The organism is Cryobacterium sp. Y29 (genome assembly GCF_002929825.1).
Taxonomy (GTDB): Bacteria; Actinomycetota; Actinomycetes; order Actinomycetales; family Microbacteriaceae; genus Cryobacterium.
This window is the reverse complement of sequence record NZ_PJJN01000034.1, coordinates 19,306-33,797: the sequence shown is the minus strand read 5'-3', so window position 1 is coordinate 33,797 and position 14,492 is coordinate 19,306. Positions and strand designations below refer to the sequence as shown.

Here is a 14,492-nt window from a genome sequence, read left to right as displayed (position 1 = left end):
AACGCCGCAGCGACCAAACGCCGAGCAGCGCGTTGCTCAGAGAAGGCGGATGGCTAGGGGCGGGGTCGGTCGGACAACGGACGGTTGGCGACGACCGGCACGTGGCCGGTGAAGCCCTCGCGGGCCGCGGCGATCTCGAGAATGCGGCCGCGGCAGGCATACCAGCCGATCATGAGTCCCGGAATGATGAGCACGAGTGAGCTGATCGTGAGCGTGCCCACCGGCCAGTCGAATGCCATCAATACGAGCACCCCGACCAGGAACACGAGCGTCACGTAGCCGGAGTATGGCGCCCACGGCATGCGGAACACCGGGCGCACCAGAATGCCCCGTTTGGCCCAGGCCTGCAGTCGAAGCTGGCACAGCACGATCATGCCCCACGCGCTCACGATGCCGATCGCAGCCATATTGAGCACGATCTCGAAGGCATTGTCGGGCACGATGGCGTTGAGTCCGACGCCGAGCAGCGTTACGGCACCGGTCAGCAGTATGCCGCCGAACGGCACGCCGTTGCGGCTGATCTTGCCCGCGAAGCGCGGCGCCGAACCGGCGAGCGACATCGACCGGAGTATGCGTCCAGTGGAATATAAACCGGCATTGAGCGAGGACAACGCCGCTGTGAGCACGACGAGGTTCATGATCACGTCGACGCCATCGACCCCGATCGTGGCAAAAAAAGTGACGAACGGGCTCTCGCCAGCTTTGTAGGCCGTGTACGGCAACAGCAGCGAGAGCAGCAGGATCGAGCCTACGTAGAACACCGCGATGCGAATGATGACCGTATTGATCGCCTTGGGCATCACCTTTTCGGGGTTCTTCGTCTCGCCCGCTGTCGTGCCGACCAGCTCGATCGAAGCGTAGGCAAAGACGACGCCCTGAACGACCAAAACGGATGCGATCAGTCCGTTGGGCAGCCAGCCCCCGTTTTCACCGATCAGCGCAAACCCAGCCGTGGCGCCGTCCAGTGGCGTGCCGAAAATCACCATCCAGGTTCCTACGATCAGGAACGCCACGATCGCGAGCACCTTGATCAGCGCGAACCAGAATTCCATCTCCCCGAACACCTTGACCGAGAGGAGGTTCAGGAACATGACCAGGCTGAGAGCCGCGAGGGCATACAGCCACTGCGGCACCGAACCGAACGGTGCCCAGTAGGTGGCGAAGAAGTTCATATACAGCGCAACCGCTGTCACATCGACGATGGCTGTCATAGCCCAGTTCAGCCAGTACAGCCAGCCGGTCACGAAAGCCGTCTTCTCGCCGAAGAACTCGCGTGCGTATGACACGAAGGAGCCGGAACTCGGACGGTGCAGCACCAGTTCACCGAGCGCCCGCAGAATGAGAAAGGCGAAGAAGCCGCAGATTGCATAGATGACTACCAGGGCGGGACCGGCGCTGGCCAGGCGTCCGCCGGCACCGAGGAACAACCCGGTGCCGATCGCTCCACCGATCGCAATCATCTGCACGTGGCGAGACTTCAGTCCCTTATGCAGCGCATCATCTTCGTGCACGCTCAGGGCGTCTTCGATGTGCTCGAAGGGGGTCTCTCCGGGCGGATTCGCGTGGTCGTGGTGTCCGTGCGGCTCAGAAGGCGAGGCACCCGGTGCCGGGGTGGAAGAGGGCTTCTGGCCGCGGGTGGGGCTCACAACGGTGCTCGATTTCGTTGGCCGGACCCTCACGAGCAACTTCTTCAGAACGAAAACAGTGCGTTCGAAGAAACGGTCGAAAGTGGCGCGGAAAGTGGCCGGAAACTGTAAGCTCGCACGCTCATGGCGGCGGGCGACGTCGGCCGGGTGGATAACGTAACCCTACCCCGCGGTCCGATGTGCTCGGCTGGGAGATGCGCCGGAAGTGCACTTCTCCGTCCGGGGCGCCGGTCGGCGGGTAGAATTGGGCTTCACGACCCGACCTGACAAGCCCGCCCTGACCAGCCCGACCTGACAAGCCTGGAGGACGCATGGTTCCATTGCTCCTCGCGTTCATCGTCTTGTCGGTACTGACGCCCTGGCTCACCCGGTATCTGGGTACCCGCGTCTTCTACCTGATCGCCCTGCTGCCCGCCGGCGCCTTTGCCTACACGCTCACCCAGACGGCCACGGTCACCGCGGGCGGGGCCGTAACCCAGTCGATTCCGTGGGTTCCGCAGCTCGGCATCAGCCTCTCTTTTCGGGTCGACACCCTGGCCTGGTTGCTCGCCCTCGTCGTCACGGGCATTGGCGCCCTCGTATTGGTCTATTGCGCCCGCTACTTCACCGATCAAGAACCCAGCCTCGGTCGTTTCGCCGCACTGTTGCTCGCCTTCGCGGGCACCATGTACGGGCTGGTCACCGCCGACGACCTGGTGATCATGTTCATGTTCTGGGAGATCACGAGCGTGCTCTCCTACCTGCTGATCGGGCATTACACGCACAAACGCGAGAGCCGCGGCGCCGCCCTGCAGGCCCTGATCGTGACGACCTTCGGCGGCCTGGTGATGTTGGTCGGCGTTGTGATGATCTCGGTCGCTTCCGGCACGACAAGCCTCGCCTACATCGTGGCGAACCCGGTGACCACCCAGATGGGCACCTGGGCGATTCTGCTCATTTTGGTCGGGGCGCTTTCCAAGAGTGCCCTCGTGCCGTTCCACTTCTGGCTGCCCGCCGCGATGGCCGCGCCGACCCCGGTCAGTGCCTACCTGCACGCCGCCGCCATGGTCAAGGCCGGCATCTACATCGTCGCCCGTCTCGCCCCCGGCTACGCCGACAGCGACGGCTGGCTGCCGGTGCTCGTCACCTTCGGCGTCTGGACCATGATCGTCGGGGCCTGGCGGGCGCTGCGCCAATATGACCTCAAGCTGCTGCTGGCCTACGGCACGGTCAGCCAGCTCGGCTTTCTCATGATCGCGATCGGATTCAACACCCGCGACACCGCGCTCGCCGGCGCCGCTCTGCTGCTGGCGCACGCCTTGTACAAAGCCACACTCTTTCTCGTGGTCGGGGTCATCGACCACCGGGCAGGCACCCGCGACTGGCGCAAACTCAGCGGCGTCGGTCGCAGCGCCCCGGCGCTGGCCGTCATCGCGTTCGTGGCGGTCGCGTCGATGGCAGGCCTGCCGCCGTTCTTTGGTTTCGTCGCCAAGGAAGCCGTGTTCACCTCACTACTCGACGCCGGTGTCGGCGGTTCCGGCTGGGGTTATGCAGCGCTGATCGGCACGGCCGTTGGATCCGTTCTCACCGTGGCCTACAGCATCCGCTTCTTCTGGGGCGCTTTCAAAACGCGCAAGAAGCAGCCGGCCACAGTGCTGCGCGCGAGTCCGTGGGACACGCTTCTCGCCCCCGGTGTGCTCACGGTGGCGACCATCGGCCTTGGTCTGTTCGCCTCGGTACTCGACCCGTTGCTCACGCCCTACGCTGACACGGTGCCGGGCGTCGGCAGCCTGACCGAACCGCCGTATCACCTGGCGCTCTGGCATGGGCTGGAACCGGCCCTGTACCTGAGCGCGGTTGTCCTGCTGCTCGGAGCGCTCATGTTCCGCGCTCGCCGCCAAGTATTGCGGCTGCAGGCCAAGGTGCCCGACGTTATCGATGCCGGCCGCGGCTACGGCAAGGCCATTCGCGGTGTCGACCGTCTTGCGGCCCGGGTCACCCATTTCGCCCAGCGAGGCGGGCTCCCGCAATACCTCGGCACCATCCTCACCGTTTTCGTGCTCACCCTCGGCTTTGCAGCCTTCGTCAACCGCACCTGGCCCGACACAATCGTGTGGTGGGACTACCCCGGCCAGGTGCTCATCGCACTGATCATGGCCATCTGCGCGGTCATGGCGGCGCGGGTCGAGCAGCGGATGACCGCGGTCATTCTTGCCGGTGTCACCGGTTACGGCCTCGTCACCCTGTTCGCTTTCCACGGCGCGCCCGACCTCGCCCTCACCCAGGCGCTGGTGGAATCGATCACCCTCGTGATTTTCGTGCTGGTACTGCGCCGCCTGCCCGCCAACATCGCCCAGCACAACAAACCGGTGCGTCCCAAACGCCGCCTGCTGATCGGCAGCCTCGTGGGCCTGGTCATGGGAACAATCGGCTTCATCGCGCTCGGCGCCCGCCAGTTCGACAGCATCGCCGGCGCCCTGCCCCGATTGTCGGTCGAAGACGGTCACGGCGACAACATCGTCAACGTGATGCTCGTCGACATACGCGCCTGGGACACCATGGGCGAGGTATCGGTGCTCATCGTCGTGGCGACCGGCGTCGCGAGCCTGCTGTTCGTCTCCGGTCGCAATGCGGTCGTGCCGCGCCTGAAGGAATCCCGCAGCCTGCGCTCGGCGGCCAACCGCCGTCGAGTCGTCGCCGACCCCGAACTCTCGAGCGAGGGCCACGCCGTCACCCGGCAGGCTTTCCTGCTCGCCGGGCGCAAAAATGATCCGCGCAGCCGGTCGATTCTCATCGAAGTGCTCGTGCGGCTGCTCTTCCACCCCGCAATGATCGTGTCGATCTACCTGCTCTTCGCCGGCCACAACCTGCCCGGCGGTGGATTCGCCGGGGGACTGCTGGCGGGCCTGGCGCTCGTGGCCCGGTATCTCGCCGGCGGACGCTACGAGCTCAGCGAAGCGGCCCCGATCGACCCGGGCAAGCTTCTCGGCTTCGGCGTCATCCTCGCCGTGGGTATGGCCGTCGTCTCGCTGTTCTTCGACGGCCTGCCGCTTGAATCGGCTTACTTCACGGCGACCGTGCCCGTGCTCGGCGACCTGTCGTTTGGCACCTCGACCATCTTTGACATCGGTGTCTACCTCGTCGTCATCGGCCTGACCTACGACATTCTGCGCAGCCTCGGCAGCGAGATTGATCGGCAGAGTGACAATGACGAGATCGGGCCACCGCCGGACACCGCTCCCGAGGGCGCATCCACGACAACTCCCGAGCAGGTCACCCGATGAGCGCCTCCCTGACCCTCGTCATCGTGATGGCCGTCATGTACGCGGCCGGCGTCTACGTGATGCTTGAACGCAGCCTCACCCGGGTTCTGATCGGCTTTCTATTGGTCGGCAATGCCACCAACCTGCTCATCTTCATCATGAGCGGCCGGCCGGGCAGCGCGCCGATTGTCACCGGTTCGAGCGTCGAAGATATGGTCGACCCGATTCCGCAGGTGCTCATGCTCACCGCGATCGTGATCAACTTCGGCATCTCCGCACTGCTGCTCGCCCTCATCTACCGGTCGTGGTGGCTGGCCCAGCTCGGCGACGAGGGCGATACCCTCACCGATGAACACGCCACCGAGAGTGGCGACGATGCCGACGCCACTTTTCGTTCTTCCTCTGACGACGACGACGCGGTTGCCGAATCGATCGACGAGTTCGAGCGCGGTGACGGCGCGACGAGCGACGAAGACACCGTCTCCACCAAAACGCATACTGCCGGCGGGGCCGCCGCATCCGGTTCCAACCCGGGGGACGCGCGGTGACCACCCTCATTCCCCTCATCGTCTGCCTGCCGCTGCTCGGAGCGGCCGTAGCCCTGATGCTCGGCCGGCGCCGCCGCCTACAGGTGCTGGTCAGCGTGCTGAGCCTCACCGCCGCCACGGTGATGAGCGCCGTGCTGCTGGTACTCGTCGACCGGTCTGGCCCGGCCGTGGTGCAGGTCGGCGGCTGGGAAGCACCGTGGGGCATCGTGCTCGTCGTCGATCGGCTCTCGGCGATCATGCTGCTCATTTCGGCGCTCATGCTGCTCGGCGTGCTGCTGTTTGCGGTGGGCCAGGGCATCATCGACGGTGACACCGAGACTCCGGTCTCGATCTTTCATCCCACCTATCTGGTGCTCGCCGCCGGATTGTTCAACGCCTTTGTCGCCGGCGACCTGTTCTCGATGTACGTTGGCTTTGAAATGCTGCTCTCGGCCAGTTATGTGCTGCTGACCCTCGGCGGCACCGGCGCGCGCATTCGGGTGGGCATCACCTATATCGTCGTGAGCCTGGTGTCGTCCATGCTCTTCCTCAGCGCGATCGCCCTGATCTACGGCGCCACCGGCACTGTCACCCTCGCCTTGATCGCCGAGCGGATGCCCAACCTCCCCGCCGACATCCAGCTGATTCTCGGGCTGTTGTTGCTGATCGCTTTCGGGGTGAAGGCGGCCGTATTTCCGATGTCATTCTGGCTGCCGGACTCCTACCCGACGGCGCCGGCGCCGGTCACCGCGGTGTTCGCCGGGCTGCTCACCAAGGTCGGTGTCTACGCGATCCTGCGCACCCAGACCTTGTTTTTTCCCGACAACCAGTTCTCGTTACCGCTCATGATCGTCGCCGCACTGACTCTGCTCGTGGGCATTCTTGGTGCGCTCGCCCAGGCCGACATCAAACGACTACTCTCATTCACCCTGGTCAGCCACATCGGCTACATGCTGTTCGGCATCGCGATTGGCACCCCGCTGGCTATTGCCGCGACCATCTTCTACGTCGTGCACCACATCGTTGTGCAGACGACGTTGTTTCTCACCACGGGGCTGATCGACCGTGTCGGTGGCACCACGTCGCTCTCGCGCCTCGGCGGGCTGCTGCGGTCGTCGCCGCTCGTGGCCATCCTGTTCTTCCTGGGTGCCCTCAACCTCGGAGGGATCCCACCGTTCTCAGGCTTTCTCGGCAAGATCGCCTTGTTTCAAGCCGGCACAATCGTGGGTGACCCGATCATCTACCTGCTGATCGGAGTCGGGGCGCTCACCTCGCTGCTCACCCTGTATGCCCTGGCTCGGGCCTGGAACATGGCGTTCTGGCGGCCGAAGCAGCAGGTCACGGATTACACCTCGTCAATGTCGGCGTCACTCGTGGAAGACCCACACGACGAGGGAATCGTGGTGAAGAAGACGATCTCCCCGCTCATGATCGGCGCGACCACCTCTATGCTCGTGTTGACTCTGGCCCTCACTGTGTTCGCCGGGCCCATCTTCGACTTCACCACTCGAGCAGCCGCCAATATCCGCTCACCGTCGACGTACATCGACGCCGTGTTTCCGAACGGCACCGGTTCTATTGCCGAGAGTAACGTGGGCACCAACTTCGAGGGGGGCGCGAAGTGACCACACCGCGTGAACGCCTCGAGGCGGTGGGCAACCAGATTCCGCCGCTGATCGCCCTGATCGTGCTGTGGATGCTGCTGTGGGGCGAGCTCTCCTGGCTCAACCTGCTGGTCGCTTTCGTCGTGGGCATCGTGGTGACCGTGGCGTTCTACCTGGTGCCGGTGCAACTGAGCGGTCGGGTGCATCCGCTGCACGCCGTCGTGTTCTTCGTGCGCCTCATTCTGGATATCGTACGGGCGTCGATCGACGTGGCCTGGCTGGCGATCCAGCCGAAGCTGGTCACGAGCAACGCAATCCTGGCGATTCGCCTGCACACCCGCAGTGACCTCATTCTCACCTGGACCGCCGTCGCCACGTCGATCGTGCCCGGCTCGATCGTGGTGGACATCGACCGGGAATCTTCTATTTTGTATCTGCACGTGCTCGATATGCACAGCGCCGCTGACATCGAGAGTTTTCGTCGGCAGGTACTCGACACCGAACAGCGTATTGTGCGCGGGTTCGGCTCACGCGAAGACGTCGAGCGGATGCGCGGGGTGCCGCCTGCCAACCGTCGCACCGCTCGCGGCGCCGACCAAAATGGACAGGGACCATCATGATTCTGCAGATTGTGGCCGTGGTCGCTTCGATCATGTTCGGGATCGCGGCGCTTTTCTCGGCGTATCGCATCGTCGTCGGCCCGAGCGTGCTTGACCGGGTCATCGCCTCCGACGTGCTGGTCGCGACGGTCATCTGCGCCCTCGGCGCGGAGATGGCCCTGAACCGGCACACCGACAATCTGCCGGTGTTGCTCGTACTGGCCCTGTTCGCGGTACTCGGGTCGCTGAGCGTCGCCCGCTTTCTGCCCGGCCGGGACAGCGCATGAGCGCCCCACTGTTGTGCCGGCTGGCGGTGAGTGTATGAGCGCGATGCTGCACGATGTGTTCACGGGGCTTCTCGTGCTCGCCAGCGCAACCATGTGCCTCGCCGCCGGAATCGGGCTCATCCGCTTTCCCGACGTACTATCGCGCCTGCACGCGGCGACCAAGCCGCAGATCTTCGGTCTCATGGCCGTGACAACGGATGTTGCCATCAACAATTTCTCGGTCGGCACCGTGACCCTCGTTGTCGCGATCGTCGTCTTCCAGGCCCTGACAGCGCCGATGGCCGCGCACCTGGTGGGCCGGGCCGCCTACGAGACCGAGCACCTGCGGCCCGACCTGCTCATCGTCGACGAACTGAAAGGCCGCTGACCGGCGGCATCGCTCGCGGCACTGACCCGGGAAGCGGGCACTCCGAGGTCGGAGTGCCCGCTTCCTCAACGAGTGCCGCGAGTGCTCAGTGTCGTTGCGGTCGACAGGATGATGCGCTGGGTCTGCGCTGCAACGTAGCCGCGCAGGGTCGTCGGCGACGACGGCACGAACGGCGGATTGTGGTGCTCGACGGTCGCGAAGACGTCGAGGCCCACCTCCTCGACCTTCTGCGCAATGGTGAGCATGGCCTTGATCCGGGCGTTCTCGGTGGGGGTGTCGCCCGTGGTGGGATCGGTGGTCCTGTCCCCGACCGTGAAGATTCCGAGCTGCATGCCATCCTCCAAAATTCAATGCGTATGCAGGTATATCTAGGATAACGGTGGATCGCCCCGGGCGATTCCCTCGGTGGGTCGCTCGGTGCCGACGCGCAAACGGATGCCGAGATCGCGGCCGGCAGCATCCGCTGATATGCTGGTGGAGTCGCAACTGGCGTAGCACGAAGATGGGTCACCATCGGGGAGCGACTGACACGGTTAGTGGCCGCACGCCTGGGCCGCAACATCCATATATAAGGAGAACTCCGTGCCTGATTCCGCCATTGCTGTGAAGTCAACCTTCAATGAACCACTCTCGATCGTCGACCCCGAGATCGCCGCCGTGCTCGAGCTGGAGCTTGGTCGCCAGCGCGACTACCTCGAGATGATCGCGAGCGAGAACTTTGTTCCGCGCGCCGTACTGCAGTCGCAGGGCTCGGTGCTCACCAACAAGTACGCCGAGGGTTACCCCGGTCGCCGCTACTACGGCGGCTGCGAGTACGTCGATGTCGCTGAGCAGCTAGCCATCGACCGGGCCAAGAGCCTGTTCGGTGCCGCCTACGCGAACGTGCAGCCGCACTCCGGCGCCACCGCCAACGCCGCGGTACTTTCTGCCATTGCCACGCCCGGCGACACCATCCTCGGCCTCGAGCTGGCCCACGGCGGCCACCTCACCCACGGCATGAAGCTCAATTTCTCGGGCAAGCTGTACAACCCGGTCGCCTATGGTGTCGACCCGGAAACCTTCCGCGTCGATATGAACGTCGTGCGCGACAAGGCGCTTGAGAGCAAGCCGAAGGTCATCATCGCCGGCTGGTCTGCCTACCCGCGCCACCTCGACTTCGAAGCCTTCCGCGCTATTGCCGACGAGGTTGGCGCGCTGCTCTGGGTCGACATGGCTCACTTCGCCGGTCTCGTCGCCGCCGGGCTGCATCCCTCGCCCGTGCCCTATGCCGACGTCGTGTCGACCACCGTGCACAAGACCCTCGCCGGCCCGCGCTCTGGCTTGATCATCTCGCGCGACATGGCCCTGGCCAAGAAGCTCAACTCCAACGTGTTCCCCGGCCAGCAGGGCGGGCCGCTCATGCACGTGATCGCCGCCAAGGCCACCGCGTTCAAGCTCGCCGCCGAGCCCGAGTTCAAGGAACGCCAGGAGCGCACCCTGCGCGGTGCCAGCATCCTCGCCGACCGCCTCACCGCCGACGACTCGCGCGCACACGGCATCGACGTGCTCACCGGTGGCACCGACGTGCACCTCGTGCTCGCCGATCTACGCCACTCCGAGATCAATGGCCAAGAGGCCGAAGATGCCCTGCACGAGGTCGGCATCACGGTGAACCGCAACTCCGTTCCCTTCGACCCGCGCCCGCCGATGGTCACCTCGGGCCTCCGCATCGGCACGCCAGCCCTGGCCACCCGCGGCTTCGGCGACGTGGAATTCACCGAGGTCGCCGACGTCATCGCCGAGGCCCTCAAGCCCGGCGCCGACATCGCCGCGCTCCGCGCCCGTGTCGGCGCCCTGACGCAGGCGTTCCCGCTGTACTCCGGCCTGCAGCAGTAACTTTCCCGAGAGCGGATGCCGCCGGCCGGGCCGGCGGCATCCGCGCGCGCACGTACCCACTCATCACCACTGGACGGGCCCTGGGCCCCGACCCTGGGCCCAGGTTATAACCTGGGCCCGTGGACGGGGCCCGGGCCCCGTCCGAGCGAAGTGCATCGATCGACAACAGTAGGGAACCATGATGACGGCAATCACACTCGACGGGGTCAAGACCGCGTCCGACATCAAGGCCGAGCTGCGGGGCCGTATCGCTGCCCTGCGCTCGCACGGCGTGGTGCCCGGCCTGGCCACCCTGCTCGTTGGCAACGACCCGGGCTCCGAAATCTACGTCGCGGGCAAGCACCGTGACTGCGCCGAAGTCGGCATCGAATCGCTGCGCATCGACCTCCCCGGTTCGGCGACCTCGGCGGATGTCCGCGCGGCCATCAAGGATCTCAACGACAGCCGCGAGGTGACCGGGTACATCATCCAGCTGCCGCTGCCGGTCGGCCACAACGAGAACGCGATGCTCGAACTCATCGATCCGTCCAAAGACGCCGACGGCCTGCACCCGACCAACCTCGGGCGCCTCGTACTCGGGATCGAGGGTGAACTGCGTTCACCGCTGCCGTGCACCCCGGCCGGAATCGTCGAGCTGCTGCGCCGCTACGATGTGCCGATCGTCGGCAAGAAGGTCGTTGTGGTCGGCCGCGGCCTCACCGTCGGTCGCCCGCTCGGCTTGCTGTTCACCCGCAAAGGCCTCGACGCGACCGTCACCCTCACCCATTCGCGCACGGTCGACCTCGCCGGCGAGGTGCGCCGCGCCGACATCGTCGTAGCCGCCGTTGGCGTGCCGCACCTGATTCAAGCCGACTGGATCAAGCCGGGCGCCGCCGTGCTCGACGTGGGTATCACCCGTGTGCACAACGAAGAGACCGGCAAGGGCCGGCTGACCGGCGACGTGCACCCCGACGTGGCCTCGGTCGCCGGGCACCTCTCGCCGAACCCGCGCGGCGTGGGTCCGATGACCCGCGCCATGCTGCTCTCCAACGTGGTCAAGGCCGCCGAGCAGTCCCTGCTGGCGTAGCGGCTCGGCCCGGGGTTCAGTCGGCCGTAGTTCACGCCGGTAAATTTCGCGGCACGCCGTTACCTCAGCACTTCTGACCCGGCGCGTCGCAGATTGACCGGCGTGAGCGCCGGGGCATCCACTAGTGCCGAAAAACTACTGCTGGGCGAGGGCTGCGCGATGCAGCTCGGTGTGCTCGAGATAGTTCTTTGCGTTATGACGGATGCTGGCGATCTCGTCGTCGGTCAGGGGGCGTCGAACCTTGGCGGGGACACCGGCTACGAGCGATCCGGGTGGCACGACGGTGCCACCAAGCACGACGGCTCCGGCAGCCACGAGGGATCCGGTGCCGATGACGGCGCCGTTCAGAATGGTCGCGGCCATGCCGACGAGCACGTTGTCTTCAATCGTGCACCCGTGCAGCACTGCGCCGTGCCCGACCGAGACTCCGGTGCCGAGAGTGAGTGGAAAGTCGGTGTCGACGTGGCAGGAGACGTTGTCCTGCAGGTTCGAGCCGGCCCCGATCGTGATCGGCTCGAGCTCGGCGCGCAGCACAGAGTTGTACCAGACGCTGGCCCGGTCCGCGAGGATGACATTGCCGACGATGACGGCCCCGGGGGCGACGAACGCCGTGTCGGCGATGCTCGGAGCGGGCGTGTGCGGCAAAACGATGATTCGGGCAGCGCTATCGGCAGTCATACGCGTCAGCCTAGCTGAGCCGCTTCCCGGGGCCATGCGTTGCCGGACCCCGGGGTTCTGTTAGAGCGTGCTGTCAGGCGATCATGAACGACGTTGGTGAGGAATGACCAGCCACGATCATCCTTCCGACCGACCTTGTTATTCGCGCGTCCACCTAGGCGGGTCGGGGGTTTGACGGCTCAGGGGCGCACGCCACTGTCGCGGGCTGCCCCATCGGCGGCGTGCACCACGAACACGTCGGGGGTGGCAAAGCCTCGTTCGGTAAAAGCCACCATCACGGCGGCCGTCACCGCCGGCACGAGCTCGGTCGGGGTCAGGGCGATGGCCGCGCCACCGAAGCCGCCGCCGGTCATGCGCGAGCCGATGGCACCCGCGCGGCGGGCGGTGTCCACGGCCAGGTCCAGTTCGGGCGCTGAAATCTCGAAGTCGTCCCGCATCGAGCGGTGTGACGCATCCAAGAGCGGCCCGATCGCGGTGCATCCGCTCGATCGCAGTGCCTGCACGGTGTCGAGCACACGTTGGTTCTCGGTCACGATGTGACGCACTCGGCGAAAAGTCTCGTCGTCGAGCAACGTCTGCGCTCGGGGGAGATCGTGCAGGCTGAGATCGCGCAGGGCCGGTACGCCTAAAGCGCGGGCGCCGGCCTCACACGACTTTCGGCGGGCGGCGTACCCACCCGTCGCGTGCGAGTGGCTCACCCGGGTATCGATGATGAGCAATTCGAGGCCTGCCGGGTCGAGTCCGAGCGGGATGACCTCGGCCGCGAGGCTGCGGCAGTCCAGAAATACCGCAGCGTCGGCTTGGCCGAGCAGTGATGCCGATTGGTCCATGATGCCGGTCGGGGCGCCGACGACCCGGTTCTCGGCGAGCTGGCCGACACGGGCCAGCGTCGCACGGTCGAGGCTCAGGTGCCACACGTCGTTGAGGGCTACCGCAATGGCGCTTTCAAGCGCTGCTGACGACGACAGCCCGGCGCCTACCGGCACGTCGGAGTCGATATAGACGTCGAATCCCGGCACGGCGGTGAGGTCGGCTCCGAACTGCCCGAGCGCCCAGGCCACACCCAGCGGGTACGCTGACCAGCCGTCGAGCTTCTCGGGAATCAACTCGTCGAGGGAGACCTCGACGGTCTCGGACGCGAAGGAACTCGCGACGCGAACGACTCGGTCGGTCCTGGTCGCGAGCGCAACGACCGTGCGCCGGTCGATGGCGAGCGGCAGCACGAACCCATCGTTGTAGTCGGTGTGCTCACCGATCAGGTTGACCCGGCCGGGCGCCGACCACAGGCCTGTCGCCAATCGATGAAAGCGACTCTGAAAGCCCGCCTGGGCCGCGCGGTCCAACGCATTGACGATGCCGGGGCCGTGAGCATTTTGGCCCGTCACGGGTGTGTCCTCGACGTGACGGTGACGGAGTCCGCCTCGGCGGCGCGGGCGACGGCCGCGCGAATCGTGGCGGCAGCATCCTCTGGAGTGACATCGCCGATCCAAGCGCCCATGGCGGCCTCCGACCCGGCGAGAAACTTGAGCTTCTCCTCGGCGCGTCGCGGGCTGGTCAGTTGCAGCATCAAGCGGATGTCCGCCCGGTGCGTCCGTACCGGCGCCTGGTGCCACGCGGCGATATAGGGAGTCGGGGTCGAGTAGATCGCGTCGATGCCGCGCAGCAGCCGACGATACAACACGGCCAGCTCATCGCGTTCGGCGAGGGTGGTTTCGGCGAAGTCGGGTGTCTGGCGGTGCGGCAGCATGTGCACTTCGATCGGCCAGCGCGCCGCGAAAGGAACAAAGGCGGTCCAGTGTTCGCCGCGAAGAATCACCCGGTCGCTGGCTTGTTCGCTCGCCAGAATATCGGCGAAGAGGGTTGGTCCATAGCGTTCGAGCGAGTCGACCAAGCGCTGGGTTCTTGGGGTCACATAGGGGTACGAATAGATTTGACCGTGCGGATGCCGCAGGGTCACCCCGATCTGCTCACCTTTATTCTCAAACGGGAATACTTGCTCAACGCCCGGCAACTGCGACAGCGCGTGGGTGCGTTCTGCCCAGGCCTCAATAACGGTTCGGGCTCGAATCACCGACAGGCTGGCAAAGGATCCCTCGTTCTCGGGACTGAAGCACACCACCTCGCAGCGGCCAACGGACCGGCGGGTACGGCCGATGCCGATGCGGTCGAGATCGGCCAGATCGACCGGGGTGGCGGCATCCGCCAAAAGAGGACCAAATGACGGGGACTTATTTTCGAAGACGGCCACGTCGTAGTTGCTCGGAATCTCCGAGGCATTGCCGGGGGATTGTGGTGCGAGCGGGTCGAGGTGGGCGGGCGGCAAGAACACCCGGTTCTGGCGATTGGCGGCAATGGAGACCCATTCCCCGGTCAGTGGGTCTTGGCGCATGGTCGCGGTGGTCGCACGTTCGGTGGGTTCACGCAGGTCGAGCGCCCGATCCGGCGACAGCGCGGTGTCAGGGTCGTCAAAATACACGAGGTCGCGACCGTCGGCGAGGGTGCTGGACTGCCGCCCGATTGTCTCATCGGCGACAAAGTGCGGGCGGTGGGTGTGTGGATTCGTCATGGCACTGTCATATTAGCAAATTTTGCGCAAGCGAA

At 65.4% G+C, this 14,492-nt stretch carries 12 protein-coding genes, 1 pseudogene and 1 riboswitch; of the genes and pseudogenes, 8 read left to right on the top strand and 5 right to left on the bottom strand.

Annotated features, from left to right (window positions below; genetic code table 11):
* Positions 1 to 53: 53 nt before the first annotated feature.
* Complete coding sequence (locus tag CXY74_RS10425; RefSeq protein ID WP_233193353.1) at positions 54 to 1,529, bottom strand: amino acid permease; 1,476 nt, start codon at positions 1,527 to 1,529, stop codon at positions 54 to 56.
* 428 nt (positions 1,530 to 1,957) lie between these two features.
* Here CXY74_RS10425 and CXY74_RS10420 point away from each other — a divergent pair, with 428 nt between their 5' ends.
* From CXY74_RS10420 to mnhG, 6 genes are read left to right on the top strand one after another with little or no spacing between them, the layout of a single operon-like run.
* On the top strand, positions 1,958 to 4,909 hold the full coding sequence (locus CXY74_RS10420) for a Na+/H+ antiporter subunit A (RefSeq protein ID WP_104200379.1): 2,952 nt from the start codon (positions 1,958 to 1,960) through the stop codon (positions 4,907 to 4,909).
* Positions 4,906 to 5,436, top strand: coding sequence for a sodium:proton antiporter (locus tag CXY74_RS10415; protein WP_104200378.1), 531 nt, complete (start codon positions 4,906 to 4,908; stop codon positions 5,434 to 5,436). Before CXY74_RS10420 ends, CXY74_RS10415 begins: the two co-directional genes overlap by 4 nt.
* Entirely contained in the window at positions 5,433 to 7,040 is a 1,608-nt protein-coding gene (locus CXY74_RS10410; protein ID WP_104200377.1) for a Na+/H+ antiporter subunit D, read from the top strand. Before CXY74_RS10415 ends, CXY74_RS10410 begins: the two co-directional genes overlap by 4 nt.
* A complete protein-coding gene (locus CXY74_RS10405) occupies positions 7,037 to 7,639 on the top strand; it encodes a Na+/H+ antiporter subunit E (RefSeq protein ID WP_104200376.1) in 603 nt (200 codons plus the stop codon). Before CXY74_RS10410 ends, CXY74_RS10405 begins: the two co-directional genes overlap by 4 nt.
* Entirely contained in the window at positions 7,636 to 7,905 is a 270-nt protein-coding gene (locus CXY74_RS10400) for a monovalent cation/H+ antiporter complex subunit F (protein ID WP_199183204.1), read from the top strand. Before CXY74_RS10405 ends, CXY74_RS10400 begins: the two co-directional genes overlap by 4 nt.
* A 34-nt stretch (positions 7,906 to 7,939) precedes the next feature.
* Entirely contained in the window at positions 7,940 to 8,272 is a 333-nt protein-coding gene (gene mnhG / locus CXY74_RS10395) for a monovalent cation/H(+) antiporter subunit G (RefSeq protein ID WP_104200375.1), read from the top strand.
* 80 nt (positions 8,273 to 8,352) lie between these two features.
* Here mnhG and CXY74_RS10390 read toward each other — a convergent pair.
* Positions 8,353 to 8,604, bottom strand: a pseudogene (locus tag CXY74_RS10390) (LLM class flavin-dependent oxidoreductase); the annotation flags it as partial.
* A 140-nt stretch (positions 8,605 to 8,744) separates the two neighbouring features.
* Positions 8,745 to 8,833: riboswitch (ZMP/ZTP riboswitch) on the top strand.
* 21 nt (positions 8,834 to 8,854) lie between these two features.
* On the opposite strand from CXY74_RS10390, the gene glyA reads away from it, so the two are divergent.
* Together glyA and CXY74_RS10380 are read left to right on the top strand one after the other, a co-directional pair.
* Positions 8,855 to 10,147: a serine hydroxymethyltransferase gene (gene glyA / locus CXY74_RS10385; RefSeq protein WP_370446146.1), complete on the top strand. Its 1,293-nt coding sequence runs from the start codon at positions 8,855 to 8,857 to the stop codon at positions 10,145 to 10,147.
* Between the two features lie 181 nt (positions 10,148 to 10,328).
* On the top strand, positions 10,329 to 11,213 hold the full coding sequence (locus CXY74_RS10380; RefSeq protein WP_104200555.1) for a bifunctional methylenetetrahydrofolate dehydrogenase/methenyltetrahydrofolate cyclohydrolase: 885 nt from the start codon (positions 10,329 to 10,331) through the stop codon (positions 11,211 to 11,213).
* A gap of 135 nt (positions 11,214 to 11,348) precedes the next feature.
* Here CXY74_RS10380 and CXY74_RS10375 read toward each other — a convergent pair whose 3' ends face one another.
* From CXY74_RS10375 to galT, 3 genes are all read right to left on the bottom strand, one after another.
* Positions 11,349 to 11,891 (bottom strand): gamma carbonic anhydrase family protein, encoded by a 543-nt coding sequence (locus CXY74_RS10375; RefSeq protein ID WP_104200374.1) that lies wholly within the window; start codon positions 11,889 to 11,891, stop codon positions 11,349 to 11,351.
* A 179-nt stretch (positions 11,892 to 12,070) separates the two neighbouring features.
* Complete coding sequence (gene galK / locus CXY74_RS10370; protein ID WP_104200554.1) at positions 12,071 to 13,234, bottom strand: galactokinase; 1,164 nt, start codon at positions 13,232 to 13,234, stop codon at positions 12,071 to 12,073.
* 38 nt (positions 13,235 to 13,272) lie between these two features.
* The gene (gene galT, locus CXY74_RS10365) at positions 13,273 to 14,457 is read right to left on the bottom strand and encodes a galactose-1-phosphate uridylyltransferase (protein WP_104200373.1); all 1,185 of its coding nucleotides are present in this window, start codon (positions 14,455 to 14,457) and stop codon (positions 13,273 to 13,275) included.
* Positions 14,458 to 14,492 lie beyond the last annotated feature (35 nt).